Here is a 25,724-nt window from a genome sequence, read left to right as displayed (position 1 = left end):
CCCTTTCGCAGCTCCGGTGTTGGGCGTATACCTGCCGGTTGGAGACGACACACATCACAACAATCCAATGACCCCTGCCAACGCCGCCCCGGGCGCGTCGAGTTTCGACCCCGGCCTGATCCTGCTGGCCTTTGCGCCGGTTTTCCTGCTCACCATCGGCGCCGAAGCGTGGTACTGGCGCAAGCGCGACCCGTCCGTCTACAGCTTCAAAGACACCGTTTCAAACGCCTGCCTCGCGCTCATGCACCAGGCGTCGGATGCGTTCTTCCTGTGGCTGATGATCAAGACGGTGTATTCGTGGACGTACAGCCACGGCCTGCGCACAGTGCCCGAGACGTGGTGGTCATTCGTGCTGCTCCTGCTGTTGCAGGATTTTCTGTACTACTTCTTCCACCGCGCCAGCCATCGCGTGCGCTGGATGTGGGCCTCGCATGTGACGCACCACTCGTCGGAAGGCATGAATTTTTCGACGGCATTCCGCCAGAGCCTGACCTATCCGATTTCCGGCATGTGGCTGTTCTGGATTCCGCTTGCATGGATCGGCTTTACGCCGGACTGGGTGATCCTCGCCGTGGGCTTGAATCTCGCGTTCCAGTTTTTCGTCCATACACGGCTGGGGGCGCTGGATTCGCGCTACGCCGGCTTCTGGCGCTGGCTGGGGCAATACGTGAATACGCCGTCGGTGCATCGCGTGCACCACGCCAAGAACCCGCAGTACATCGACCACAACTATGCCGGCGTACTGACCATCTGGGATCGCATGTTCGGCAGCTTCGTGCCGGAGGAGGACGCCCCAGTTTTCGGCATCACGCGGCAGGTTCACACGCACAACCCGATCACCCTCACGTTCCACGAATGGCGCGACATGTGGGCTGATGTGTTCCGCGATCGGGACATTCGCTACCTGTGGAAACCGCCCGAGTGGCGCAGCCCGCGCGCGGCGGTCACGGCCGAGGCGATGCCGCTCACATGAAGGGCGGCCCGAACCGGGTGGCGATGCGATCGGTGGAGTCAAACAGATCGCGCAGCACGGCGCTGGTGCACGTCGGCTGCACGTACAGGTAGAACGCCACTTCCGGCAGGCGCGGCAGGCCATCGGCTTCTGTCAGCACACGCATATTGGCATCGAGCAACTCGGTCGTGCGCGCCGTCACGCCGAGCCCCGCGCTGATCGCAGCCTTGATGCCCGTCAGCGTGGGCGACAGGTAACTCGTGCGCCACGGAATGTGGTGCGCGTCCAGGCATTCGATCGACAACTGGCGGAACAGACTCAACTCGTCGGCCAGGACCAGTGGCACCGGCGCGGCGGGATTGAAGATGAAGTCTTCCGCGCAGATCCACACCATCGGCGACGTGCGCAGCTTGATGCCGGGAAACGCATCGTCATAGCGGGTGGAGATCGCCAGATCGAGCGTTTTATCGCGCAACGCGTCCATCAGGAACGGGCTGCGGCCAACGTTGATTTCCATCTGCAATTCCGGCGACAGCTTGGACAACCGCCGCAGCAGATTGGGCAGGATCGAATCGGCCACATCGTGGGGTGAGCCAATCCGGATTTTCTCGATCGGGCCGCCGGTCTGGATGACCTGCACGGCCTGGTCGTTCAGCGCCAGGATCTTGTGCGCATAGGCGACGAGCCGCACGCCATCGGGCGTCATCGTCTTGTGGCGGCCGCGTTTTTCGAACAGCGCGCAGCCCATTTCCTCCTCCAGCCGCTGCATCTGCTGCGTAACCGCCGACTGCGTGCGTCCCACCCGCGCCGCTGCCGCGGCAAATGTTTCGTACTGTGCGATCGCCACGAAGGTGCGCAGCAGATCGATGTCCAGATTTCGCATCCTGATCCCGTTACTTCAGAGTTTCTAATCGATTTCCGCTAAAAATTAAATTGTGCGGCCCAATTCTGGCCGATAACCTGCCGGACACACAAATAACACTGAAGAAACACTACGTTCGGGCCGATACCGAGCCGCAGGAAAATCACAGTCCGACCCTGAATCGGTTTCAGGCGCAACCCGCATCGCGTTGCCTGCAATTCGCGCTGCTTGCGCGGAGGGGCGTCGCTAACCCCTTTTGATTCGTTTCGCATCGAGATGACATCGTCCGTTACCGCCCAGACCCTGAAAGCGTGGCTGCACGACGGCGCAGAGATCGCGCTGTTCGACGTGCGCGAGCACGGCCAGTACGGCGAAGCCCACCTCTTCTACGCCGTCCCGCTGCCGTACAGCCGACTTGAGATTGACGCCCCGCGCCTTGCGCCACGCCGCGCGGTTCGCATGGTCGTTTATGACGACGACGATGGCGTTGCCGATCGCGCGGCCGATCGCCTGAGCACCATCGGCTACACCAACGTGCACGTACTGCAAGGCGGCGCACAAGCCTGGGCGCAGGCAGGCTTTACGCTGTTTGCCGGCGTTAACGTGCCATCCAAAACTTTCGGAGAACTCGTGGAGAGGGCGTACCACACGCCGCGCGTCACCGCACGCGAACTAGCGGCCATGCGGGAACGAAGCGACGACGTCGTCATCGTCGACGGCCGCCCCGTCTGCGAATATCTGAAGATGACGATCCCGTCGTCGATCTGCTGCCCGAACGGCGAACTGGGGCTGCGCATCCGCGAGCTTGTCCCCGATGCAACCACCCCAATCGTCGTCAACTGCGCGGGCCGCACGCGCAGCATCATCGGTGCGCAGACGCTGATCAGCCTCGGCATCCCGAACCCCGTGATGGCGCTGGAGAACGGCACGCAAGGCTGGTATCTGGAAGACCTTCCACTGGAACACGGCAGCACCCGCCGCTATCCCGATGTCGTTGCGCCCGCTACCGTCAAGGACATGCGCGAGGCCAGTCAGCAACTTGCCGTGCGCTTTGCCGTGCCCGAGGTGGATGCGGCAACGCTCGCACGCTGGGTTGCACAAGGCGAACACAGCCTCTACCTGTGCGATGTCCGCACACCTGAGGAATTCGCCTCTGGCAGCCTACAAGGCGCCCAGCATGCGCCGGGCGGCCAGTTGATCCAGGCAACTGATCAGTACGTCGGCGTGCGCAACGCGCGCCTCGTGCTGTTCGATGCCGACGGCGTCCGCGCGCCCATCGTTGCCAGCTGGCTGCGGCAACTTGGTCACGATGCCTATGTGCTGCGCGACGGCCTAGCCAGCCATGCGAGCCTGCCGGCAACCACAACAGCGTTGCCGCAGCCGTTGCCCGAGTTCAGCGCGCAAGCACTCGCCACTGCGCTCGCGGCCGGCACCGCACATGTGATCGACCTGCGCCCCAGCATGAGCTTTCGCCGCGCCCACGTGCCCGGTGCCACATGGGCCATTCGTCCACGCTTGCCAGCCCTGGCCCCGGACCGCGATACCGTGCTGATCGCCGACGACCCGCGCATCGCAGCACTCGCAGCGGCAGATTGGAGCGCCAGAGCACCTGAGGCAGCATCGCGACTGAACTTGCTCGCGGGCGGCATTGCCGCGTGGACTGCTGCCGGCTACGCCACCGAAGGTTCCGAGAACGTCCCGCCCGACACCGCTTGCATCGACTATCTCTTCTTCGTGCATGATCGGCATGACGGCAATAAAGCTGCGGCAAGGCAATATCTGGCCTGGGAAACCGGCCTGCTCGCCCAGCTCGACGCGCAGGAACTTGGCGCTTTTCGCCTGGGCGCCGCTGCCACGCAGCCATGACGCTCACATCTTTGAGACCCACGCACCATGCGCCCCCCCGAAACGCTTCGTCGATGCGCTGACGCCGTTCGGCATCGGCGCCTCGTGGGGCGGATATGAAAGCCTGGCAACGATCAGCAATGTGGCGGGGCACGCCTACTAGTGCGGATTAGTCTGTAGCTGGCCCGCCCGATCGGGCACCCGCACATCGGATTGGAATATGCGCAAGACCTGGTCGAAGATCCGGCACGAGCTTCGCGCGCATTCGGGCATAACGCCAGCGTTATCGCCGAGCAAAAAAAACGCCCCGGAATCTCGGGGCGTTTTTCTGGCAGATCGATGTCGATCAGACCGCCTCTTCGCGCGATGCGCGCTTGCGCTCGTGCTCCTTCAGGTGACGCTTGCGCAGGCGGATGCTCTTCGGCGTGACTTCCACCAGCTCGTCGTCGGCGATGAATTCCACCGCGTATTCCAGCGACATCTGAATCGGCGGGACCAGGCGCACGGCTTCGTCGGTACCCGACGCACGCACGTTGGTCAGCTGCTTGCCCTTGATCGGGTTGACGACCAGATCGTTATCGCGGCTGTGGATGCCGATGATCATGCCTTCGTACAGCGCGTCGCCCGGCGACACGAACATGCGGCCGCGATCCTGCAGCTTCCACAGCGCGTAGGCCACGGCAGCGCCGTCGTCCTGCGAGATCAACACGCCGTTGTGACGCTCGCCCAGGTCGCCTTCCTTGACCGGGGAGTAGTCGTCGAAGATGTGGCTGATCAGGCCCGTGCCGCGCGTGAGCGTCAGGAATTCGCCCTGGAAGCCGATCAGGCCACGGGCCGGAATGCGGTATTCCAGACGCGTGCGGCCCTTGCCATCCGACGCCATGTCGAGCAGTTCGCCCTTGCGGCGGCCCAGCTCTTCCATCACGCCGCCCTGGTGGCCGTCTTCCACGTCCACGGTCAGGCGCTCGAACGGCTCGCACTTCACACCGTCGATTTCCTTGAACACCACGCGCGGGCGCGACACGGCCAGCTCGTAGCCTTCACGGCGCATGTTTTCCACCAGAATCGTCAGGTGCAGTTCGCCACGGCCCGACACTTCGAAAACCGTGTCGTCGCCGGTGTCCTTCACGCGCAGTGCCACGTTCGACTTCAGCTCACGGTCCAGACGGTCGCGCAGCTGGCGGCTCGTCACGAACTTGCCTTCACGGCCTGCCAGCGGCGAGGTGTTGACGCAGAAGTTCATCGTCAGCGTCGGCTCGTCCACCTTCAGCATCGGCAGGGCTTCCTGGGCGTCCGGCGCACACACGGTGCAGCCGATGCCCAGTTCTTCAATACCGTTGATCAGCACGATGTCGCCAGCTTCGGCTTCCTGCACCAGTTCGCGCTCCAGACCGCGGAACTTCAGCACCTGATTGATACGACCCTTGATCGGGTTGCCTTCCGGGCCGAACTTGACCACCACGTCCTGCAGCGGACGCACGCGGCCACGCGTAATGCGGCCAACGCCGATCTTGCCGACGTAGCTCGAGTAGTCCAGCGAGATGATCTGCAGTTGGAACGGACCGTTCGGGTCGTCGTTACGCTGCGGCACCTTGTCGAGAATGGTCTCGAACAGCGGCTTCATGTCGCCTTCGCGCACGTCGTCGGTCAGGCCGGCGTAGCCGTTCAGGCCCGATGCATACACCACCGGGAAATCGAGTTGGTCATCATTGGCGCCCAGCTTGTCGAACAGGTCGAAGGTCTGGTTGATCACCCACTCCGGACGCGCGCCCGGGCGGTCCACCTTGTTGATCACGACGATCGGTTTCAGGCCCAGGGCCAGCGCCTTGCGCGTCACAAAACGCGTTTGCGGCATCGGGCCTTCCACGGCATCCACCAGCAGCAGCACACCATCGACCATCGAGAGCACACGCTCCACTTCACCACCGAAGTCCGCGTGCCCCGGCGTGTCGACGATGTTGATGTGCGTGCCGTTGTATTCGACCGCGCAGTTCTTGGCCAGGATCGTGATGCCGCGCTCTTTTTCGATGTCGTTCGAATCCATCACGCGCTCGGCGATCTGTTCGTTCTCGCGGAACGTGCCGGCTTGGCGAAGGAGCTGGTCGACCAGTGTGGTTTTGCCGTGGTCAACGTGGGCAATGATGGCGATGTTGCGAAGCGCGCGCATGGAATGTGAACTCGAAAAGACGTGACACGAGCCCGGGACAGCACCCAAATTCAGCTCGCGGAATAACCTGACATTCTAGCATGCTGCGATGCGCAAGACATGACACTCGTTGACGAATCGGTGAAGGAACGTGGATCGGGTGAATATAGGATCACTCATTATTTCTAAAACTGGAATCACACATTCAGTACCTTGCCGTTTGCTGCGTCAATTCGTATATTTGTCCGGACAATGATTGTGCATACATAAGATGTCCAAACAGACAAGACCCGCCACCGAAGTTGCTGCCGGAACGCTCTTCCGGGTGGAGGACTACCGCATGTGCGAAAGCGTGGGCTACCTCGTGGGGCGCGCCAAGACAGCGCTGTCCATGGCCATCGAGCAGGAAGTTGCCGCGATGGACGTGACCCATTCCCAGGCCAGTTGCCTGGTGCTGCTCGCTAACGGCCGATGCCAGACCGCGACCGACCTCGGCCGCGAACTGAACACCGACATCGGTTCGCTTACACGCATGCTCAGCCGCATGGAAAAGCGCGGCTTGATCGAGCGCGTGCGCAGCGAATCCGACCGCCGCGTCGTGCATCTGGAGGTGACCGAAGCCGGCCGGGACTTGGCCGACCGCATGCCGGCCATCTATACGCACGTGCTGAACCGTTTCTTTGCCGGCTTCACGCCGGGCGACGTCGATACGCTGCGCGGACTTCTCAAGCGCATTCTCGACAACGGTGCCGCCACGGAGGGCCACCGCATGCGCCCCGCCGATCACTGACACTGACGCCACCTTGTCCGAAATGGACACGCAGCACCAAACGCTTCTTGCTCTCCCCGACCGCTTGATACATCGAACAACATGAACGCCTTGAACTCCGCCCCTCAGGCACCTTCGCCCCTAAGCCGCGCTGGCAACACGCGCGCGCAATGGCCGGCACGCCTGGGCGTGGCGCTTTCCGCCGTGACGCTGGCCGTGCTGGCTGGTTGCGCGAACCTCGGCAATTCGCATAGCACGCAGACGCTGACATCACCGGGGCAGCTGGCGAGCGCGCAATCGTTGCCCTCAGAAGGCGGCCAGTGGCCTTCGCAGAACTGGGTCGATCAGTTCAACGATCCGCAATTGCGCGCGCTGGTGGATGAGGCCATCAAGGACAACCCGAACCTGCAAGTCGCCTTTGCCCGCGTCCGAGCTTCGCGTGCGATGGCCGATGTCGTGCGCGGCAATCTGTATCCGAGCGTCGGGCTCGATGCCGACATGACGCGCCAGCGTCTATCGGAATACGACATGTTTGAAGGCACGCCGCTGGCCGGCCGCTGGTTCACAGAATCGAAGATCCAGCTAGGCGTGAGTTACGACCTGGATTTCTGGGGCAAGAATCGCTCCGCATTGGAAGCCGCGCTGTCCGACGACAAGTCGATCGAAGCGGAAAGCCAGGCTTCGCGACTGATGCTGTCGACCACGGTGGCACGCACCTACGCCAAGCTGGCTGCACTCTACGCGCAGCGCGACGTGGCCGAACGGTCCATCGCGCAGCGCAAGGATTTGACCAACCTTGCCGGCCAACGCTTGCGTGCCGGCCTGGATACGCAAGTCGAGACCACGCAGGCGCGCGCCAACGTGGCTGCCGCGCAGACGGAACTGGAGCAGGTTGACGAGCAGATCACGCTGGCACGCAACCAGCTGGCTGCGCTGCTGGGCAAGGGCCCGGACCGCGGCTTGACGATTGCGCGCCCGACGCTACTCGCACAAGCCACGCCCAAGCTGCCGAACAATCTGACCATCGATCTGATCGGCCGCCGCCCGGATCTCGTGGCTGCACGCTGGCGAGTGGAAGCAGCGTCGAAGGACATCGACGTGGCCAAGGCACAGTTCCTGCCGGATATCAGCCTGACTGCATTCCTGGGGCTGGCTTCGATCGCGCCGGAAAACCTGCTGCTCGGCGCATCGCGTCAGCTCGGCATCGGTCCGGCGCTCAAGCTGCCGATCTTCGAGGGCGGCAAGCTGCGCGCCAACCTGCGGGGCAAGTACGCCAACTATGACGCCGCCGTCGCCAGCTACAACCAGACGCTGACCGAAGCCCTGCACGACACCGCTGACCAGATCACCGCGCTGCACAGCATCGATGCTCAGATCGCGATCCAGCGTACCGCCCTGAGCGAGGCCGAGCGCGCCTACAGCCTGGCCCGTACGCGCTACAGCGCAGGCCTCGGCACCCAGCTGGTGGTGCTGAATGCCGAGACGACCGTGCTGCAGCAACGCAAGCTCGCGACCGACCTGCAGGCACGCCGACTCGACGCACAGATGGCCCTCATCAAGGCCCTCGGCGGCGGCTATACGGCAGAAGACCTGCCGGGCGCCAAGCCTGAGGCCGCCGCCTCGCATGGCTGACCTGTACTGAATTGAACTGAACCGACCGTTCCAACGCATTCTTTCGAGCCAACATCATGAGTGACAACAAGCCCCAAGCCGCACCGTCCGCTGCTCCCGCGCCCGCAGCCCCCGCGGCAACGCCTACCGGCAACGGCAACGGCAACGGCAACGGCAACGGCAAGCGCAAGCGCATGCTGACCACGCTGGCCGCCGCACTGGTGGTTGCCGGCGTCGGCTACGGCCTCTACTGGGGCCTGTACGGCCGCTGGTTCGAGTCCACCGACGATGCATACGTGCAAGGCAACGTGGTCCAGGTGACGCCGCAGGTGGCGGGCACCGTGATCGCCATTCGCGCCGATGACACGCAGCTTGTGACCTCCGGCCAGCCCGTGATCGAACTGGACCGTGCCGATGCGCGCGTCGCACTAGAGCAGGCCGAAGCCGCGCTAGCGCAGACGGTGCGCCAGGTACGCACGCTCTATTCGAACACCAGCGCCTACACCGCCACGCTCGCCATGCGCGAGAGCGATCTCGCCAAGGCCAAGGATGATCTGGCGCGCCGCAAGCAGATCGCCGGTACGGGCGCCGTCTCGCAGGAAGAAATCTCGCACGCACAAACCGCTGTGCAGGCTGCGCAGTCCGCCCTGGAAGCCGCCAAGGAACAACTGCAGGGCAACCGCGTGCTGACCGAGCAGACCACGCTGGAGCGTCACCCGAACGTGTTGCAAGCCGCGGCGAAGGTCCGCGAGGCTTATCTCGCCTATGCGCGTACGAGCCTGCCCGCCTCTGTCACGGGCTATGTAGCCAAGCGTTCGGTGCAGGTCGGCCAGCGCGTCGCGCCTGGCACGCCGCTGATGGCCATCGTGCCGCTGGATCAGCTCTGGGTGGACGCCAACTTCAAGGAAGTGCAGGTGCGCCATATGCGCGTGGGCCAGCCGGTTGAACTGGTGGCCGACGTGTATGGCAGCAGCGTGACGTACCACGGCAAGGTGGTCGGCTTCTCGGCGGGTACGGGCTCGGCGTTTTCGCTGCTGCCGGCACAGAACGCCACCGGCAACTGGATCAAGGTGGTGCAACGCCTGCCGGTGCGCGTGTCGCTCGACCCGAAGGAGCTGAAGGACCATCCGCTGCGTGTGGGTCTGTCGATGGAAGCCAAGGTCGACATCCATGATGAAGGCGGCCAGAGCCTGGCCACCGCACCGGCTGCATCGCCGTTGCAAACCACCGTCTACGATCAGGCCGGCAAGGACGCCGATCAGGTCATCGCGAGCATCATCAGCGCCAACGCAGGTCGCGGCGGTGCAACGGCGCCGGCCGCTTCCAACGTGCCGGCCGTATCGGCTCCGCGCACTTCGCAACCCGCACCCAAGGTCTGACGCATGGCTACCGCCGCGCCCAAGCCGCTACCGCCACTGACCGGCGCCAAACTGGCGATCGGCACAGTTGCGCTGTCGCTGGCCACCTTCATGAACGTGCTGGATTCGTCCATCGCCAACGTGTCGATCCCGGCCATTTCGGGCGACCTCGGCGTGGCCCCGAACCAGGGCACGTGGGTCATCACCTCGTTTGCGGTGGCCAATGCCATCTCGGTGCCGCTTACGGGGTGGTTGACGCAGCGTTTCGGGCAAGTGCGCCTGTTCGTCACGTCGATCCTGCTGTTCGTGTTGTCGTCTTGGGCGTGCGGGCTGGCGCCCAATATGGGCATGCTGATCGCCGCCCGGATCATCCAGGGCGCTGTGGCGGGCCCAATGATTCCGCTGTCGCAATCGTTGCTGCTGTCGACCTATCCGCCCGCCAAAAGCTCAATGGCGTTGGCGCTGTGGGGTATGACGACGCTGGTCGCGCCAATCATGGGCCCGATCTTCGGCGGCTGGATCTCCGACAACATGAGCTGGCCCTGGATCTTCTACATCAACATCCCGGTGGGCATCCTGGCTGCTTATGCGACGTGGGTCATCTACAAGGACCGTGAATCGCCGACACGTTCGCTGCCCATCGACAAGATCGGCCTGGCGCTGTTGATCCTGTGGGTCGGCTCGCTTCAGTTGATGCTCGATCGCGGCAAGGAACTCGACTGGTTCAACTCGACCGAAGTCGTGGTGCTGACGGTCGTCGCCATCGTGGGCTTCGCGTTCTTCCTCATATGGGAGCTGACCGAAGATCACCCCGTGGTGGATCTGACGCTGTTCAAGGGCCGCAACTTCAGCGCGGGTGTCGTCGCCATCTCCGTGGCGTACGGCCTGTTCTTCGGCAACCTCGTGATCCTGCCGCTATGGCTGCAGACCATCGTCGGCTACACCGCCACCGATGCGGGCCTGATCATGGCACCGGTGGGCATCTTCGCCATCATTCTCTCGCCCGTGATCGGCAAGAACCTGCCGAAGATGGATGCACGCTGGGTCGCGACCACGGCGTTTATGACCTTCGCGCTGGTGTTCTGGATGCGCTCGCGCTTTACCGTGCAAGTGGATACCTGGACGCTGATGATCCCGACGCTGATCCAGGGCGCGGCCATGGCGATGTTCTTCATCCCGCTCACGTCGATCATCCTGTCGGGCCTGTCGCCTGAGCGGATTCCGGCCGCATCGGGTCTGTCGAACTTCGTACGGATCATGTTCGGCGGTATCGGTGCATCGATCTCGACCACGGTGTGGGACAACCGCTCCGCCCTGCACCACGCGCAACTGGTTGAACACGTGAATCCGTACAACCCGGCCTATGCGTCGTCGATCAACCAGTACACGCAATTGGGCATGCCCAACCTGCAGGCCAATGGCGTGATCGAACGCGTGATCTCGCAGCAGGCCGCCATGCTGGGTGCCAACGATATCTTCTGGATTTCGGCCGTGCTGTTTATCGTGCTGATCGTCTTCATCTGGTTGACCAAGCCAGCGAAGTCTGCCGCCGGTGCGGAAGCGGCAGCCGGCGCCCACTGATCCAAGATCGCGCGAACAAAAAAGCCACGCAGCTACGCGTGGCTTTTTTTGGTCAACCGATCGGCTCAAAGATGCACGAGCCGCTCCGGCCGGAGCACACCGCCTTGCCAGGCAGCCACTCCGAGCAGCGACGCAGTGGCATCCGCCGCGATCGCGTCACGCACGCCGTAGACGCGCACCTGGTCAGCATTCGGCAACGCCAATTGCAACGGCAAGCGCTGGCCATGCAGGAAGCGACGGCTCTCTTGCGCATCCAGCTCCACGCGCGGCAATGTCTGCAACAGCGCATCGACCGGCGCCAGCAATGCACCACGTGCATCTTCAGCAGCAGCGTCCAACGCTTCGAGCGTCACGGCGCCGTCCAGCGTGAGGTTGCCCACCTGGGTGCGACGCAGCGCAACCAGATGCCCGCCGCAGCCCAGCGCCTCCCCAATGTCTTCACCCAACGTACGGATGTAGGTGCCTTTGCTGCATGACACGCGTAACGTGATCGTCGGTTCGGCCGATTGCAGGTCGGTTGCCAGCAGATCAATCCCGTAGATCGTTACCCGACGCGCAGCACGTTCCACCGTTTGCCCCGCACGGGCGTACTCGTACAGCGGCTTGCCGTCCTTCTTCAGCGCCGAGTGCATCGGCGGCACCTGGTCGATCTCGCCGACGAAGCGCGCGATGGCTGCCTGCAGTCGCTCGGGCGTGACCGATACCGGGCGCTCGCTCAGCACCTCGCCTTCCGCGTCTGCGGTACTCGTCCTGATCCCGAGGCGCACGACGGTTTCGTACGTCTTGTCCGCATCGAGCAGATCCTGCGAAAACTTGGTCGCCTCGCCAAAACACAGGGGCAACAGGCCCGTAGCAAGCGGATCGAGCGTGCCGGTGTGCCCCGCCTTCTTGGCCCACAGCAGGCGTTTGGCGCGGATCAGCGCATCGTTGCTCGACCAGCCGATCGGCTTGTCTAGGAGCAGCACGCCATGCACATCACGCCGCGGCGGCTTTTGGGGCCTGGGCACTTGGTGCTCAGCCATCTCAATCGTCTTTGGCACGCGTGGCGTTGGCCTCATCGATCAGGCGCGACATCTCGATACCGCGCTCGACCGAACCGTCGAAGTGGAAATGCAGTGTCGGCACCGTATGGATGTGCAGGCGCTTGAACAACAGCGAATGCAGGTAGCCCGCCTTCTCGTTCAGGATGGCGCCGGCGACTTCCGGCTCGGCACCCAGCACCGTGAAGTAGATCTTGGCGTGCGCGTAGTCTGGCGTGAGCGTCACGGATTGCAGCGTCACCAGGCCCATTGCCGGGTTCTTGATTTCGCGCTGGATCAACTCGGCCAGATCGCGCTGGATCTGATCGGCGATGCGCACGTTGCGGCCAGCGGCCGATCCGGATTTCTTCGGCATAGAGTATTCCTCACATGGGCGCCGACAGCATGCGCCGGCTGGCCCAAAAAGACAAAACGGTGGCGCGGGACGCGCCCGGGCCACCGTCGCAAAGTCGAGCCGGACACCGCAGCGCCCGGCCAACGTATTACAGCGTACGCGCCACCTCAGTGATCTCGTAGACCTCGAGCTGATCGCCTTCCTGAACGTCGTTGAAGTTCTTGATCGACAGGCCGCACTCGAAGCCTTGCTTCACTTCCTTCACGTCGTCCTTGAAGCGCTTGAGCGAATCGAGTTCGCCCGAGAAGATGACCACGTTCGCACGCAGTACCCGCACCAGCGAATTGCGCTTGACGAAGCCGTCCAGCACCATACAGCCAGCCACTGCGCCAACCTTCGGCACGTGGAAGACCTGGCGCACCTCGACAAGGCCCGTCGTCTCTTCGCGCTTCTCCGGCGACAGCATGCCCGACATCGCCGCCTTCACCTCATCCACAGCGTCATAGATGATGTTGTAGTAGCGGATGTCGATGCCGTGGTTTTCCGCCAGCTTGCGCGCACCGGCGTCGGCCCGCGTGTTGAAGCCGATGATGACGGCCTTCGACGCGGTTGCCAGATTGACGTCCGACTCGGTGATACCGCCCACGGCAGCGTGCACAATCTGCACACGCACTTCGTCGGTCGACAGCTTCTTGAGCGAATGCACCAGCGCTTCCTGCGAGCCCTGCACGTCGGCCTTGATGATCAGCGGCAGCGACTTCACGTCGCCTTCGCTCATCTGTTCCAGCATGTTTTCCAGCTTGGCAGCCTGTTGGCGTGCCAGCTTCACATCGCGGAACTTGCCTTGGCGGAACAGCGCGATTTCGCGTGCCTTACGTTCGTCCGGCAGCACCAGCACTTCTTCACCGGCACCCGGCACTTCCGACAGACCCTGAATTTCCACCGGGATCGACGGACCAGCTTCCTTGGCCGGCTTGCCGTTTTCGTCCAGCATGGCGCGCACGCGGCCATAGGCGGTGCCCGCAAGCACCACGTCGCCGCGCTTGAGCGTACCGCTCTGCACGAGCACCGTAGCGATCGGACCCTTGCCCTTATCCAACTGCGCTTCCACCACCAGACCCTTGGCCGGCGCGTTGACCGGCGCCTTGAGTTCCAGCACTTCGGCTTGCAGCAGCACGTTTTCCAGCAGGCTGTCGATACCTTCGCCAGTCTTGGCGGATACCGGCACGAACGGCACATCGCCGCCGTACTCTTCCGGAATCACGCTCTCAGCCACCAGTTCCTGCTTGACACGGTCGGGGTTGGCTTCGGGCTTGTCGACCTTGGTGATCGCAACCACAATGGGCACCCCGGCCGCCTTCGCGTGCGCGATGGCTTCCTTCGTCTGCGGCATGACGCCATCGTCGGCCGCCACTACCAGAATCACAATATCGGTCGCCTTCGCACCGCGTGCACGCATGGCCGTGAAGGCCTCGTGGCCCGGGGTGTCCAGGAACGTAATGACGCCGCGATCGGTTTCGACGTGATACGCGCCGATGTGCTGCGTGATGCCACCGGCCTCGCCCGCCGCAACCTTGGCGCGACGAATGTAGTCCAGCAGCGAGGTCTTGCCGTGGTCGACGTGGCCCATGACGGTGACAACCGGCGGACGGGTTTCGGCTTCGGCGTTGGTTTGCTCCTGCACGTCCCCAACCAGCATCGCTTCCGGATCGTCCAGCTTGGCTGCGACCGCCTGGTGGCCCATTTCTTCGACCACGATCATCGCGGTCTCTTGGTCCAGTACCTGGTTGATCGTGACCATCTGGCCGAGCTTCATCATCTGCTTGATGACTTCAGCGGCCTTGACCGACATCTTGTGCGCCAGATCGGCAACGGAGATGGTTTCCGGCACGTGCACTTCACGCACGACCGGCTCGGTCGGTGCCTGGAAGGCATTGCGGTTGTCGTCGCCATGACGGTTGCGGCCGCCCTTGGAGCCGGAGCGCCAGCCGTCGGCACCGCCGCCCGTGTCGCCGCGCGTCTTCAGGCCGCCGCGCTTTCCGGTACGGTTGTCGTCTTGCCAACCCGACTTGCCGCGACCGCCCTTCTTGTCACCCGACGGCGAGCTCGGTGCAGCAGCGGCAGGTGCCGGGGCAGCCGGCTTCTTGGCAGCCGCAGCCGGGCGTGCTTCGCCGGCCGGCTTCACAGGCTTATGCAGCGTGCCCGATTGCTCTGCCTTCTTGACCTCTTCAGCCTTCCGCTCGGCGGGCGTCTTCAGCACGCGAGCCGGGGCGCTCATCATCTCGCGGATCGCGCGGGCTTCTGCTTCGGCAGCTTCGCGGCGCTTACGCGCGGCGTCTTCCTCGGCCTTGATCTTGTCGGCAGCGACGCGCGCCTCGTCAGCAGCCTTCTGCGCGGCTTCGCGCTCGGTTGCCAGACGCGCGGCGTCTTCCTCGGCCTTGCGGCGCGGGGCTTCGTCCGACGCTTCAGCAGCAGCGCGGGCAGCAACGGCCTCCTCTTCCGCTTTCTTGGCAGCGAGTTCAGCCTGACGCTTCTGCTCGGCCTCGGCGGCCTCCTGACGGGCGCGCCGCTCAGCTTCCTCGCGCTCCATCGCTTCCTGGCGCGCCTTGAGTTCGGCTTCTTGACGAGCCAGCAATTCGGCCTGGCGACGATGTTCTTCCTCGCGACGCGCGACTTCCTCGGCATCGACCACCGGCGCAGCCTCAGCCGCTTCCGATTCAGCCTGTGCCGCGTTCGGCTCATCACGCTTGACCAGCACGCGCTTCTTCTTGACTTCCACTTGCACGGTACGCGTCTTACCCGTGGCATCCGCCTGGCGGATTTCGCTGGTTTCGCGCTTGGTGATCGTGATCTTCTTGCGCGCGCCATCCTCGGCGCTGCCGTGTGCTCGCTTGAGATAGTCGAGCAAACGGGTCTTGTCCGATTCGGTGATGACGTCTTCCGGCGTCGCCTTTTGCACGCCCGCGGCCTGCAATTGTTCCAGCAGTGCTGATGCACTACGGTTCAATTCGCCAGCGAGCTGGGCAACTGTTGTGCTTGCCATTCAAACCCTTTCGATGCTTGGTTTCAGTGAGGATTGCGATAAACGATCAACGTTTATGCGACTCACGAAAACCAGTGTTCACGCGCCTTCATGATCAGCGCCTTGGCTTGTTCTTCGTCGACGCCGGTCATCTCGACCAATTCGTCCACGGCCAGCTCGGCCAAGTCGTCGCGCGTCTGGATGTTCCCCTCGGCCAGCTTGCCGATCAGCTCCGGGGTCAGCCCCTCGAGGTCGCGCAGGTCTTGCGACACCTTCTCGACCCTTTCTTCCTTCGCCAGCTCCATCGTCAACAGCACGTCGCGAGCGCGATTACGCAGCTCGTTGACGGTGTCTTCGTCGAACGCTTCGATTTCCAGCATTTCCTGCAGCGGCACGTAGGCCACTTCCTCGAGCGAGCTGAAGCCCTCTTCGATCAGGATGTCGGCAACCTCTTCGTCCACGTCCAGCTTCGCCATGAACAACTGACGAACGACGGAGCTTTCTTCCGCCTGCTTCTGCGCAGATTCTGCCGGCGTCATGATGTTGATCTGCCAGCCGGTCAATTCCGACGCCAGGCGAACGTTCTGGCCGCTACGGCCGATGGCCACGGCGAGATTTTCCTCGTCGACCACCACGTCCATGCTGTGCTTTTCCTCGTCCACGACGATGGACTGCACTTGTGCCGGCGCCAGCGCACCAATCACGAACTGCGCCGGGTCTTCCGACCACAGCACGATGTCTACAGCTTCGCCACCAACTTCGTTACGCACGGCGGTCACACGGGTGCCGCGCACGCCGACGCAGGTGCCAATCGGGTCGATGCGCTTGTCATGTGCAACGACTGCGATTTTCGCACGCACGCCCGGATCGCGCGCGGCGGCCTTGATCTCCAGCAGGCCCTGTTCCATTTCCGGCACTTCGTTTTCGAAGAGCTTGATCAGGAACTCCGGGCAGGTGCGGGACAGCTCGATCTGCGGGCCGCGTGCGGTACGGTCGACATTCAGGATGTATGCGCGGACGCGGTCGCCCGTACGCAGGTTTTCCTTCGGGATCATCTGGTCGCGGGCCAGCAGCGCCTCGACGCGACCGGTTTCTACGATCAGGCCCTTCTTGTCGGCGCGCTTGATCGTGCCGGTCATGACCTTCTCGCCACGATCCAGGTAATCGTTCAGGATCTGCTCGCGCTCGGCATCGCGGATGCGCTGCAGGATCACCTGCTTGGCAGCCTGCGCGCCGATGCGGCCAAACTCGACCGATTCGATCTGCTCTTCGACAAAATCGTCGACGTCGAGGTCAGGGTTCTGCTCCTTGGCTTCGAACAGCAGAATCTGCTTGTCCGGCTCCTGCAGGCCTGCATCGTCGGGAACGACGAGCCAGCGACGGAAGGTTTCGTGTTCGCCCGACTCACGGTCGATCGCCACGCGCACATCCACGTCTTCTTCAAAGCGCTTCTTGGTCGCCGAAGCCAGTGCAGCTTCCAGCGCCCCGAACACCACATCCTTGTCGACGTTTTTTTCGCGCGCAAGCGCATCGACGAGCAACAGAACTTCGCGGCTCATTGCTTGTTCCCTTTGTTTCGATTTCCTTTGAAGTCCAGCACGGGCACCAGCCGGGCGCGGTCGAGTTCCGACAGCGTGAATTCCAGCAGCGCAGGGCCTTCCTTGCCCTCAAACTCAAGGCCGATCCGTTCCTGGCCTGGCTCGCCCGTCGGAGCCTGAATGATTCCCGTGAAATTCTTCTGTCCATTCACCGGCAAGCGCAGCGTCACCTTGGCCTCAAGGCCGGCGAAGCGCGTGAAGTCGGCGAGCGTGCGTAGCGGGCGGTCCAGCCCAGGCGACGACACTTCCAGCCGTTCGTAGTTGACGTTTTCAACTTCGAACACGCGCGTGAGTTGATGACTCACTTTTTCGCAATCTTCAATGACGACGCCGTTCTCTGCCTGATCGATATACACGCGCAGCAGCCCGGCAGGCGCGCGCTCCACTTCCACCAGCTCATACCCCATGGCGGTGAGGGTTTTCTCAATCAGATCAGTCAGATGCACGTTTTTCCTGAAGAATTTCCCGGTATGGCCAACCTGCTGAAGCAAAAAAAAATGGGCGCAACGCCCATATCATTCGCCCATCTTCTGCAGGATGACTTTTGATTAGACTCACATTGTAATACGCTTCGAGGCAAAACGCAAAAATTGCCCCAAAGCCGCCACAAAATGGGGCGTTGCGACGAATGCCGCACACAACGCCCGCATTTTTAACGCTTACCGCCGCGTTTGCCACCACCGCGTGGCGCCTTGTTGCCGTTCGGCATGCCGCCAGCGCTCTTTCCGGGGCGCTTGTTGCCGGGTATGCGATTGCCATCACGCATGCCACCACCCGTCCCCGCACCGCCACGGCCGTTCGCACGATCGCCCATACGAGTCCGCGCTGTGAGCGTGGTCGGGCCTCCCACATTGATGTAGCCCATGGACGTCTGCATCGGATCCGGCTGACGCGGGCTGGACGGACGGCGCTGCGCGGGTTGCGCGCGATTCCCGTTCTCGATGCCCATACCGCGTGACTGGAAGTTCGCTTCCCCAGCAAAACCGGACGACATCGGGCCCATTAGTACCGGCGCGGGCCCACGGCGACGGTTGCCCTGGCGATCTTGGCCGCCGCCAGAACTCGCCGTCGGCACCTTCATGCCCAGCGTGCCCATCAGCGTACGCACGTCCTCTGCCGACACCTCCTGCCAGCGGCCGCGCTTGAGGCCACGCGGCAGCACGAAGCTGCCATAGCGCGTACGGATCAGGCGCGACACGGTCAGATTGACCGCCTCGAACATACGTCGGACTTCACGGTTCCGGCCTTCGGTCAGGGCCACGTGGTACCAGTGGTTGACACCCTCGCCGCCGCCGTCGACGCAGCGCAGGAAGTTGGCCTCGCCGTCCTGGAGCGGGATACCGTGCAGCAGCTTCTGGCGGTCGGTCTCAGCCAATTCGCCCAGCGTACGCACCGCATATTCACGTTCAACGCCATAGCGCGGATGCATGAAACGGTTGGCGATGTCGCCAGAGGTCGTGAAGATCAGCAGGCCCTCGGTGTTGAAGTCGAGGCGACCCACGGCGACCCACTTGCCAGTCTTCATGCGCGGCAATGCATCGAACACGGTCGGACGGCCTTCCGGATCGGACTGGCTGACGATTTCACCGGCCGGCTTGTGATATAGCAGCACGCGCGGCGGCTTGTTCGGCAGCTTGCGCTGGATAAGCTTGCCATTCACGCGCACCTGGTCGGTCGCGAGAATGCGTTGGCCAATGTGGGCCGGCAGACCATTCACGGAGACGCGACCCTGCAGGATCAGATCCTCCATGTCACGGCGCGAACCCAGTCCAGCATCAGCCAGGATCTTGTGCAGCTTGGGCGCGTCATCATCGGAAGTCAGTTCGCGCGTCTTGGGAGGCTGCGATGCGCCGCCGGTGTCGGCCTCCGAGTCATACGCACCGGAAATCACGTATTGGAAGACATCTTCTGAGCCCTTGCCGCCCTTCGGCCCCTTGCTGCCGCGATTCTGATTCTGGCCGCCCGCCTTGCCTTGCGGTTTGCCGTTGCGGTTCTGCTGCTTGCCACGACCGCCCGCGTTCTTGCCAACTGCACCTTCCGTGCGCTCGCTGCGCTCCGCGCGTTCTGCCGGCTGGCCTTCGCCCTGGCGACGGCGATTCTTGCCGAAACGGCCGCGCGGGCCACGTCGCTCGCCCTGCCCTTCGGCGGGCGCCTGTTCCGTAGGAACTGCGCCTTCCGCGGCAACGACCGCCGGCTCTCCCACTGCCTCTTTCGGCTTGCGTGCCCGGGGGGCGCGGCTCTTGCGCGGTTGCGCAGCTTGGCCGGCGTCTGCGGCACCCGCCTCAGCCACTTCGCCTTCGGGTCGACCCTCCTGCTGCTGGCGGCGCGAAGCCACGAGGTTGCGCAAGCCTCGGCGCAATCCCTTGCGGCGAGGGGTGGCCTCAGTCCCATCACCGCCGTCTTGTCGCGGCGGCTGAGCGTCGGCGTCGGCCGGCATACGTGTATCCATGGAGTCTGGCTGAGTGCTCACAACGTCTTTCAAATCTAGGGGTTCAAGCCATCCGCGGACTGCGCGGCGGGCATGGCGTTACGAATGTTCATTGGCGGCAGCCGCGGGCGGCTCGACCGGTGTTTTGTGTTCTGGCCCTGACGCAACCTCGGCCGCACTCACCGCTTGAGGCTCGGTTTCCAGGGCCGGCTCGTCGCGCGGCGCCATCTCAGGTTGCGCTAGTGTTTCAGCAGCCGCCTCAACGGAAGCCTCGGCAACCGGCGATCCGGCCGCTTCCGCCACCGAAGCCTCTGCACCTTCCGGCACGTCGTTGACCAGCGCTGTCAGTTCTTCCACCGCAATTGCGCCGCCCTCGAATTCGATGGCGCCCTGCTCCAGCAGGCTCGCCTGCGCCTGGGCGCGGGCATCTTCGAGCGGCGGCAACTCGTCCAGCGAGCGCAAGCCAAGGTCATCGAGAAACTGCTTGGTCGTTGCATACAGCGCAGGGCGGCCGGGCACGTCGCGATGACCGATGACTTCGATCCAGCCGCGGTCTTCAATCTGCTTGATGACCTGCGTGTTGACCGTAACACCGCGAATGTCTTCAATATCGCCGCGCGTGACCGGCTGGCGGTAAGCGATGATCGCAAGCGTCTCCATCACGGCGCGCGAGTACTTGGGCGGCTTTTCCGGATGCAGGCGGTCGAGATACACACGCATCTCGGGGCGGCTCTGCAGACGCCAGCCGGAGGCCAGCGCAACCAGTTCGACACCGCGATTCAGCCAGTCCTGGCGCAGCTCCTCGAGCAGCACACGGATGGTGTCTGCGGAAACATCTTCGTCGAATAGCTTGCGCAAGTCATTGACTCGCAACGGGTCCTGCGCGCAGATCAGCGCGGTTTCGAGGACGATCTTCGCCTCTTGGGTATTCATCGGGTTGAGCGGCTCGTCATTGCTCGCGCGCGGCGAATTGCCGTCACGCTTGAGGTTTGTCGTCCCGCCGCGACGCACGCGGCATTTCTGGTTGCTGTTGCCCGCCCGGGCCCGGAGCGCAAAGGCCAATCGATTCAATTGGACCCTGCACCGAAACGCAGTGGCTGTGCCCGCAAAGTAAGGGCCGGAGGAGCGAGTTGATCCGGTGCCGGTCAGGCACCACAAGGGCAATTTCTTCCGCCGCCATGTGGACGGATACTGCACCGGACGACTACCAAGAAGAATGGCAGTCCACCCGAATCGACTGTCCAGGGTGACACTACCGCTGGAGGGCATCGCTTGGCGCCGCGCTTGGGATTGTTGATTTGCGCGGGTGGCGAATCGAATTGTTAGCGATTGTAGGGCAATTTCCAGCGGCGCCGCAACCGGGAAGATGATCTAGCCTTCCTATCCCAGGTCGGATGGCAATTTACGCGTGCTTTAAACGCCTACAGTACCAGACAGAATCCGTGTGCGTTGAGCATCTCTGGCAGCCAGATCGCGTGCACCAGCCCCCATATGCCGAACCCGGCGATGGCGACGCCGGCCGCGCCACGCGCCCACCGGCGGCGCGACAAGCCGCGCAGCCACCCAGCGAAGCCAGACATCATCAACAGGTTGGGCAGCGTACCCGCACCAAAGGCGAGCATGACCACCGCCCCGGAGGCAGCGTTGCCTGCCAGCAACGCCACAGCCAATGCGCCGTAGACCATGCCGCACGGCACCAGTCCCCAGGCCATACCCGTGATATAGCGGCGTAGGAACGGCGGCTGACGTTGCAGCGTGCCGCCCAGTGTGGCAGCCCCCCGAGACAGGCCGCCAGCGACGCGGCCGAGCAAGCGCTCGAGCCACACACTGCGCCACGCATCTCCGGCGGAACGCACGAGCAGCATGGTCCCATAGGCGAGTAGCAATACACTGGCGAAGGCAAACAAGCCGCGTTGAATCGGCAGCCATTGCTGGCGCCAGAAGGTCGCGCCCATCGCACCCATGATTGCGCCAAGCAGCGCGTAGGTGGTCAACCGGCCGGCATGCATGACGACCTGCTCGAACCATAGCCGGCGGCGCGACACGACCCGTACCGCCACAGTTCCACGTTCGGCCGCGAGCGCGATCCCGCTGCACATCGCCAGACAATGCACACCGCCGAGCAATGCAATCAGAAAAACGCTGAGAAGCGCTGCAGCACTCATCTTTTTGACGCTCTTTTGATATGGGCCAAGGTTTTCGTTTTGCTGTTGCGAACTAAGCGTAATTGACGCGTTTTGCCGCATCGGAAATGTCCGAGGACAAGAAGGTCGCCGTTATAATAAGCTGAGTTGCATCACAAGAATTACTCATTTCACTTTCCCGAAATTCAGTCGCCCCGCCCGTGCTCACTCGAATCGCACTTACCGACCACGCCTCGCGTTGCTCCACCTGTGTACTCGGGCAAATCTGCCTGCCGGTGGGAATGAACTCGGACGACGTGCGCAAGATGGACGATTTGGTCAGCGAGCGCATCCGCATTAAGAAGGGGCAATCGCTCTATTCCCTGGGGGAGCCGCTCGAAGCGGTTTACGGCATTCGTTTCGGTACGCTCAAAACCCATCTGACGCTGGAAGACGGTCGGCACCAGATCACGGGGTTCCACCTGCCGGGTGAGATCGTCGGGCTCGATGGCATTGGCGATATGCGCCATGTGTCGGATGCAACCGCGCTCGAAGATACCGAAGTCTGCGTGGTGCGCTACGACGAGCTGCAACACCTTTCGCGCCGGCTGCCTTCGCTGCAGCATCAGTTCCTGCGCATCATGAGCAAGGAGATTTCGCAGGATCACCTGATGCTGCTCACGCTGGGTTCCATGCGTGCGGAGGAGCGTCTCGCAGCGTTCCTGCTTAACCTCTCGAAGCGTTCGGCCCAGCGGGGATATTCGTCAACAGAGTTTGTGCTGCGCATGAGCCGCGAAGAGCTGGGCAGCTATCTGGGTCTCAAGCTCGAAACCGTCAGCCGCCTGTTCTCGCGCTTTGCCGAAGCGGGCCTCATTCAGATCCGCCAACGCCATGTCAAGCTGATCGACCTGGCCGGCCTGCGCCAGGTCATGAGCGGTCAAGCCGCTTGAAGCTCCTTCCATGGCGCCCGCTCACACGAGCGGGTGTTCATGCGCTTCCAGTTTGCCGATGCCCGGGGACACGTAGAGCGTCAGCGCGCTCGACAATCCGCACAGCAACCAGAACACAAAGAACGATACCGTGTAGACCGCCTGGGCCGACACGGTGATCTGTTCGCCGAAGAAACGCAGGTCGGCGGGGTCCACCACTGCAAAGACCACCAGTTCAGCCAGCGCGGCCGACAGAAATGCCGGCCACAGAATCCACATTAGCAGTCGACGCTTCATCGGGCCTCCGCGTGAATACCATGTGTCGGCGTGACGGTCGTCTTTTCAACGACCAAACCGTGGCGCACGACGTTGTCGTGAATAGCGACATCGGGATGCGATATCGCCAGCCAGATGGTGACGCCGCAGCCGATCATGGCGACAAACGGCCCTGCCATCAGCAGCCACGGCCAGGGCTCGCACCACCACGGACGGGCCTGCGCGGAAGATTGCGTTGCGTGCATCGTTGCCTCCTGTTGGGGATGCCGCATCAGCGCGGCACGATGAAGCTAGACGGTTCGCGCAGTACGAGGCTGGCGCTACCGCTGTCTGCGTGGATGACGAAACGGATTTTGTGCGAGCCGGGGGCGGCATCATCGGCTGGCCGGCGTACGCGCACTGGCAGCAGTCGGTTGGCCGCCGGTGGCAGCTCCAGTGTGGTCGACTCGCCACGACCGCCCTGCACATCCAGTTCCGGCATGCCCTCTGCTGTGATGGTCACGCGCATGGGGAGCTCGGACGCGTTCATCAACTGCAGGCGGTAAACGTTCTCGATCTTGCCCCCGTCCACTTCGCGCGCCAGTGCACCACGATCACGAATCACATCAACCTTGAGCGGCTGGCGCATGGCCAATGCCATGATGAAGCCGGTGATGAGCACGAGCATGATCCCGGTATAGATCAGCACGCGCGGGCGCAGCAGATGTCGCCGGGCGTCCTTCGGGCTGAGCCGATCGCGCATTGCGCGTTCGGACGTATAGCGGATCAGACCGCGCGGGTAGCGCATCTTGTCCATGACCTGATCACAGGCATCAATGCAGGCGCCGCAACCAATGCATTCGTATTGCAGCCCTTGGCGGATGTCGATGCCGGTCGGGCACACTTGTACACAGATGCTGCAGTCGACGCAGGAACCCAGACCTTGCGCTTCGAAATCGGCGTTGCGCGAACGACTGCCGCGCGGCTCGCCGCGCAGGGTGTCATAAGTCAGGACGTAGGTATCGGGATCGACCATCACGCTCTGGAAACGAGCGTAGGGACACATGTAGCGGCACACCTGCTCGCGCATGAAACCGGCGTTCCCCCATGTCGCGAATGCATAGAAGAGCATCCAGAAAGTCTGCCAAGGGCCAAGCGACAGCGTCCAGGTCTCCATGCCCAGGTCGCGAATCGGCGTGAAGAAGCCAACGAAAGTGAAGCCCGTCCACAGCGCGATCAGCACCCAAGCCGAATGCTTGGTGACCTTGAGACGCAGCTTGCGCAGGCTCCAACGCTCACCGTCGAGCCGGATGCGGGCAAAGCGGTCGCCTTCGACATGGCGCTCGATCCACATGAAGATTTCGGTGTAGACCGTCTGCGGGCAGGCATAGCCGCAAAAGAGTCGGCCCGCCACCGCCGTGAACAGGAACAGCGCCAGCGCCGATAGCACCAGCAGCACTGCCAGATAGATGACATCCTGCGGCCACAACACGAGGCCAAAGAGGTAGAACTTGCGGGCGCCCAGGTCGAACAGCACTGCTTGGCGACCATTCCACTGAAACCACGGCAAGCCATAAAAGATGGCTTGCGTGGCCAACACCAGCCAGACGCGCCAACGCGCAAAGGCGCCTGTTACGGCGCGCGGATAGATCTTGCGCCGGACCTCATAGAGCATCTGCTCGGTCGGTGCGTCCTCGGCGCCCGCCGCCGCAGTGGCGGGCGTCATCGGGCGCCAGGCTGGTTCTTTGTCGCTCATTGCGCGTGACTCGTGTTGCTGTTCGACAGACCCCAGACATAGGCCGCCAGCATGCGGATCTTCTCCGGCGAGAGCAGGTTCTCGTGTGCCGGCATCGTGTTGTCACGGCCTTTGAGGATGGTCTCGACGATGGTCGCTTCCGAACTGCCGTACAGCCAGACGCGGTCGGTCAGGTTGGGGGCGCCGAGCGCCTGATTGCCCTTGCCGGTTGCCATGTGGCAGGCCGCGCAAACCGACTTGAACGTCGGTTCACCGCGCGCTGCCTTGATCGGGTCGTAAGCCAGGCCCGACAGCGAGCGCACGTAGTTGGCCACGTTGACAGCCTGATTGCCGTCCACCACCGCTGCCAGCGATGGCATGACTCCGTGACGCCCCTTGGTGATGCTGGTCAGGATCGTCTCCGGTTCGCCGCCATACAGCCAGTCGTTGTCGGTCAGGTTCGGGAAGCCTTTCGAGCCGCCGGCGTCTGAGCCATGACACTGCGCACAGTTGTTCAGGAACAGGCGCTGGCCGATCTCATGGGCTTGCGGGTCGGCGGCGATCTGCTTGATGTCCATGCCCGCATAGCGCTCATAGAGCGGGCGGACCTGCGCGTCGGCAGCCGCACGCTGCGAGGCCAGCTCGCCGCGTGTCGAGAAACCAAGCACACCGCCATATGCACCCAGGCCCGGGTACAGGATCAGGTACCCCAACGCAAAGATGCACGACAGCAGGAACATCCACATCCACCAGCGCGGCAGCGGATTGTTCAGTTCACGCAGATCGCCATCCCAGACATGGCCGGTATCTTCGCCAGCGCTGTGCCCCGGTGCCACTTGAATACGCCGCTGTGAGAACAGCAGCCAGATGCACCACACGATGCCGACCAGAGCGATCGCCGCGATGTAGTACCCCCAGAACTCCGAAATGAAGTCGCTCATGATTCTGTGTCCTTATTGATGCGGGCGCGACGCGTCTGCGCGCGCACCGGCGACCTCGGCCTCATCGGGCAGCAGGAAGGGCAGCATGGCCGATTCCGCATTCGCAGCGCGGCGATGCGCGGAAAATGCCCACCAGGTAATACAGACGAACAGCACGAGGAAGACGGCAGTCGCAATTGCACTCAGCATGGCCAT

22 protein-coding genes are annotated in these 25,724 nt (G+C 63.1%); 7 read left to right on the top strand and 15 right to left on the bottom strand.

The annotated features are described in order from the left end of the window. Positions 1-67: 67 nt before the first annotated feature. Positions 68-973: a sterol desaturase family protein gene (locus tag RP6297_RS05675; RefSeq protein ID WP_009238346.1), complete on the top strand. Its 906-nt coding sequence runs from the start codon at positions 68-70 to the stop codon at positions 971-973. On the opposite strand, the gene RP6297_RS05670 is transcribed toward RP6297_RS05675, so the two are convergent. Further along, positions 966-1,835, bottom strand: a complete 870-nt coding sequence (locus RP6297_RS05670; RefSeq protein WP_009238347.1) for a LysR substrate-binding domain-containing protein — start codon at positions 1,833-1,835, stop codon at positions 966-968. The two genes, RP6297_RS05675 and RP6297_RS05670, sit on opposite strands and share 8 nt — an antisense overlap. A gap of 255 nt (positions 1,836-2,090) precedes the next feature. Between RP6297_RS05670 and RP6297_RS05665 the strand changes: the two genes are divergently transcribed. Beyond that, positions 2,091-3,680, top strand: coding sequence for a rhodanese-like domain-containing protein (locus RP6297_RS05665; protein ID WP_009238348.1), 1,590 nt, complete (start codon positions 2,091-2,093; stop codon positions 3,678-3,680). Positions 3,681-4,005: 325 nt separating this feature from the next. On the opposite strand, the gene typA is transcribed toward RP6297_RS05665, so the two are convergent. Next, positions 4,006-5,826: a translational GTPase TypA gene (typA, locus tag RP6297_RS05660; RefSeq protein WP_009238349.1), complete on the bottom strand. Its 1,821-nt coding sequence runs from the start codon at positions 5,824-5,826 to the stop codon at positions 4,006-4,008. Positions 5,827-6,076: 250 nt separating this feature from the next. Here typA and RP6297_RS05655 point away from each other — a divergent pair, with 250 nt between their 5' ends. The 4 genes from RP6297_RS05655 to RP6297_RS05640 all read left to right on the top strand — a co-directional run bounded on the left by RP6297_RS05655 (position 6,077) and on the right by RP6297_RS05640 (position 11,124). Continuing rightward, entirely contained in the window at positions 6,077-6,595 is a 519-nt protein-coding gene (locus RP6297_RS05655; protein WP_009277542.1) for a MarR family winged helix-turn-helix transcriptional regulator, read from the top strand. Between the two features lie 81 nt (positions 6,596-6,676). After that, on the top strand, positions 6,677-8,206 hold the full coding sequence (locus RP6297_RS05650; protein ID WP_009238350.1) for an AdeC/AdeK/OprM family multidrug efflux complex outer membrane factor: 1,530 nt from the start codon (positions 6,677-6,679) through the stop codon (positions 8,204-8,206). Between the two features lie 56 nt (positions 8,207-8,262). Next, a complete protein-coding gene (locus RP6297_RS05645; protein ID WP_009238351.1) occupies positions 8,263-9,564 on the top strand; it encodes an HlyD family secretion protein in 1,302 nt (433 codons plus the stop codon). Positions 9,565-9,567: 3 nt separating this feature from the next. Further along, a complete protein-coding gene (locus tag RP6297_RS05640) occupies positions 9,568-11,124 on the top strand; it encodes a DHA2 family efflux MFS transporter permease subunit (RefSeq protein ID WP_009238352.1) in 1,557 nt (518 codons plus the stop codon). A 65-nt stretch (positions 11,125-11,189) separates the two neighbouring features. Here the strand turns inward: RP6297_RS05640 and truB are convergent, their stop codons facing one another. The 8 genes from truB to RP6297_RS05600 all read right to left on the bottom strand — a co-directional run bounded on the left by truB (position 11,190) and on the right by RP6297_RS05600 (position 21,711). Further along, positions 11,190-12,146 (bottom strand): tRNA pseudouridine(55) synthase TruB, encoded by a 957-nt coding sequence (gene truB / locus RP6297_RS05635; RefSeq protein ID WP_012761803.1) that lies wholly within the window; start codon positions 12,144-12,146, stop codon positions 11,190-11,192. Position 12,147: 1 nt separating this feature from the next. After that, the gene (gene rbfA, locus RP6297_RS05630) at positions 12,148-12,519 is read right to left on the bottom strand and encodes a 30S ribosome-binding factor RbfA (protein WP_004626422.1); all 372 of its coding nucleotides are present in this window, start codon (positions 12,517-12,519) and stop codon (positions 12,148-12,150) included. Between the two features lie 127 nt (positions 12,520-12,646). Beyond that, the gene (gene infB / locus RP6297_RS05625; protein ID WP_009238354.1) at positions 12,647-15,541 is read right to left on the bottom strand and encodes a translation initiation factor IF-2; all 2,895 of its coding nucleotides are present in this window, start codon (positions 15,539-15,541) and stop codon (positions 12,647-12,649) included. A gap of 62 nt (positions 15,542-15,603) precedes the next feature. Next, a complete protein-coding gene (gene nusA / locus RP6297_RS05620; protein WP_009238355.1) occupies positions 15,604-17,079 on the bottom strand; it encodes a transcription termination factor NusA in 1,476 nt (491 codons plus the stop codon). Beyond that, the gene (gene rimP, locus RP6297_RS05615) at positions 17,076-17,564 is read right to left on the bottom strand and encodes a ribosome maturation factor RimP (protein WP_009238356.1); all 489 of its coding nucleotides are present in this window, start codon (positions 17,562-17,564) and stop codon (positions 17,076-17,078) included. Before rimP ends, nusA begins: the two co-directional genes overlap by 4 nt. A gap of 206 nt (positions 17,565-17,770) precedes the next feature. Then, entirely contained in the window at positions 17,771-19,555 is a 1,785-nt protein-coding gene (locus RP6297_RS05610; protein WP_009238357.1) for a pseudouridine synthase, read from the bottom strand. Between the two features lie 90 nt (positions 19,556-19,645). After that, positions 19,646-20,479: an SMC-Scp complex subunit ScpB gene (scpB, locus tag RP6297_RS05605; RefSeq protein WP_009277547.1), complete on the bottom strand. Its 834-nt coding sequence runs from the start codon at positions 20,477-20,479 to the stop codon at positions 19,646-19,648. A 488-nt stretch (positions 20,480-20,967) separates the two neighbouring features. Next, the gene (locus RP6297_RS05600; protein ID WP_009277548.1) at positions 20,968-21,711 is read right to left on the bottom strand and encodes a sulfite exporter TauE/SafE family protein; all 744 of its coding nucleotides are present in this window, start codon (positions 21,709-21,711) and stop codon (positions 20,968-20,970) included. 179 nt (positions 21,712-21,890) lie between these two features. On the opposite strand from RP6297_RS05600, the gene fnr reads away from it, so the two are divergent. Further along, positions 21,891-22,619 carry a fumarate/nitrate reduction transcriptional regulator Fnr gene (gene fnr, locus RP6297_RS05595; protein WP_009277549.1) on the top strand — a complete coding sequence of 243 codons (729 nt, stop codon included), beginning with the start codon at positions 21,891-21,893 and terminating at the stop codon, positions 22,617-22,619. 21 nt (positions 22,620-22,640) lie between these two features. Here fnr and RP6297_RS05590 read toward each other — a convergent pair whose 3' ends face one another. The 5 genes from RP6297_RS05590 to RP6297_RS05570 are packed head-to-tail and all read right to left on the bottom strand — an operon-like array spanning position 22,641 to position 25,724. Continuing rightward, positions 22,641-22,895, bottom strand: a complete 255-nt coding sequence (locus tag RP6297_RS05590; protein WP_004626404.1) for a hypothetical protein — start codon at positions 22,893-22,895, stop codon at positions 22,641-22,643. Next, positions 22,892-23,119: a FixH family protein gene (locus RP6297_RS05585; protein ID WP_009238361.1), complete on the bottom strand. Its 228-nt coding sequence runs from the start codon at positions 23,117-23,119 to the stop codon at positions 22,892-22,894. Before RP6297_RS05585 ends, RP6297_RS05590 begins: the two co-directional genes overlap by 4 nt. Positions 23,120-23,145: 26 nt before the next feature. After that, positions 23,146-24,609: a cytochrome c oxidase accessory protein CcoG gene (ccoG, locus tag RP6297_RS05580; RefSeq protein WP_009238362.1), complete on the bottom strand. Its 1,464-nt coding sequence runs from the start codon at positions 24,607-24,609 to the stop codon at positions 23,146-23,148. Next, complete coding sequence (gene ccoP / locus RP6297_RS05575) at positions 24,606-25,529, bottom strand: cytochrome-c oxidase, cbb3-type subunit III (RefSeq protein ID WP_009238363.1); 924 nt, start codon at positions 25,527-25,529, stop codon at positions 24,606-24,608. Before ccoP ends, ccoG begins: the two co-directional genes overlap by 4 nt. 12 nt (positions 25,530-25,541) lie before the next feature. Next, positions 25,542-25,724, bottom strand: coding sequence for a cbb3-type cytochrome oxidase subunit 3 (locus RP6297_RS05570; RefSeq protein ID WP_009238364.1), 183 nt, complete (start codon positions 25,722-25,724; stop codon positions 25,542-25,544).

This window comes from Ralstonia pickettii, from assembly GCF_016466415.2.
Taxonomy (GTDB): domain Bacteria; phylum Pseudomonadota; class Gammaproteobacteria; order Burkholderiales; family Burkholderiaceae; genus Ralstonia; species Ralstonia pickettii.
This window is presented reverse-complemented; position numbering and strand designations above follow the sequence as displayed.

Coding starts and splice junctions, on each gene's coding strand:
- RP6297_RS05675 (WP_009238346.1), top strand. CDS start 68: ATGACCCCTGCCAACGCCGCCCCGGGCGCGTCGAGTTTCGACCCCGGC.
- RP6297_RS05670 (WP_009238347.1), bottom strand. CDS start 1,835: ATGCGAAATCTGGACATCGATCTGCTGCGCACCTTCGTGGCGATCGCA.
- RP6297_RS05665 (WP_009238348.1), top strand. CDS start 2,091: ATGACATCGTCCGTTACCGCCCAGACCCTGAAAGCGTGGCTGCACGAC.
- typA (WP_009238349.1), bottom strand. CDS start 5,826: ATGCGCGCGCTTCGCAACATCGCCATCATTGCCCACGTTGACCACGGC.
- RP6297_RS05655 (WP_009277542.1), top strand. CDS start 6,077: ATGTCCAAACAGACAAGACCCGCCACCGAAGTTGCTGCCGGAACGCTC.
- RP6297_RS05650 (WP_009238350.1), top strand. CDS start 6,677: ATGAACGCCTTGAACTCCGCCCCTCAGGCACCTTCGCCCCTAAGCCGC.
- RP6297_RS05645 (WP_009238351.1), top strand. CDS start 8,263: ATGAGTGACAACAAGCCCCAAGCCGCACCGTCCGCTGCTCCCGCGCCC.
- RP6297_RS05640 (WP_009238352.1), top strand. CDS start 9,568: ATGGCTACCGCCGCGCCCAAGCCGCTACCGCCACTGACCGGCGCCAAA.
- truB (WP_012761803.1), bottom strand. CDS start 12,146: ATGGCTGAGCACCAAGTGCCCAGGCCCCAAAAGCCGCCGCGGCGTGAT.
- rbfA (WP_004626422.1), bottom strand. CDS start 12,519: ATGCCGAAGAAATCCGGATCGGCCGCTGGCCGCAACGTGCGCATCGCC.
- infB (WP_009238354.1), bottom strand. CDS start 15,541: ATGGCAAGCACAACAGTTGCCCAGCTCGCTGGCGAATTGAACCGTAGT.
- nusA (WP_009238355.1), bottom strand. CDS start 17,079: ATGAGCCGCGAAGTTCTGTTGCTCGTCGATGCGCTTGCGCGCGAAAAA.
- RP6297_RS05610 (WP_009238357.1), bottom strand. CDS start 19,555: ATGCCGGCCGACGCCGACGCTCAGCCGCCGCGACAAGACGGCGGTGAT.
- scpB (WP_009277547.1), bottom strand. CDS start 20,479: ATGAATACCCAAGAGGCGAAGATCGTCCTCGAAACCGCGCTGATCTGC.
- RP6297_RS05600 (WP_009277548.1), bottom strand. CDS start 21,711: ATGAGTGCTGCAGCGCTTCTCAGCGTTTTTCTGATTGCATTGCTCGGC.
- RP6297_RS05590 (WP_004626404.1), bottom strand. CDS start 22,895: ATGAAGCGTCGACTGCTAATGTGGATTCTGTGGCCGGCATTTCTGTCG.
- RP6297_RS05585 (WP_009238361.1), bottom strand. CDS start 23,119: ATGCACGCAACGCAATCTTCCGCGCAGGCCCGTCCGTGGTGGTGCGAG.
- ccoG (WP_009238362.1), bottom strand. CDS start 24,609: ATGAGCGACAAAGAACCAGCCTGGCGCCCGATGACGCCCGCCACTGCG.
- ccoP (WP_009238363.1), bottom strand. CDS start 25,529: ATGAGCGACTTCATTTCGGAGTTCTGGGGGTACTACATCGCGGCGATC.
- RP6297_RS05570 (WP_009238364.1), bottom strand. CDS start 25,724: ATGGCCATGCTGAGTGCAATTGCGACTGCCGTCTTCCTCGTGCTGTTC.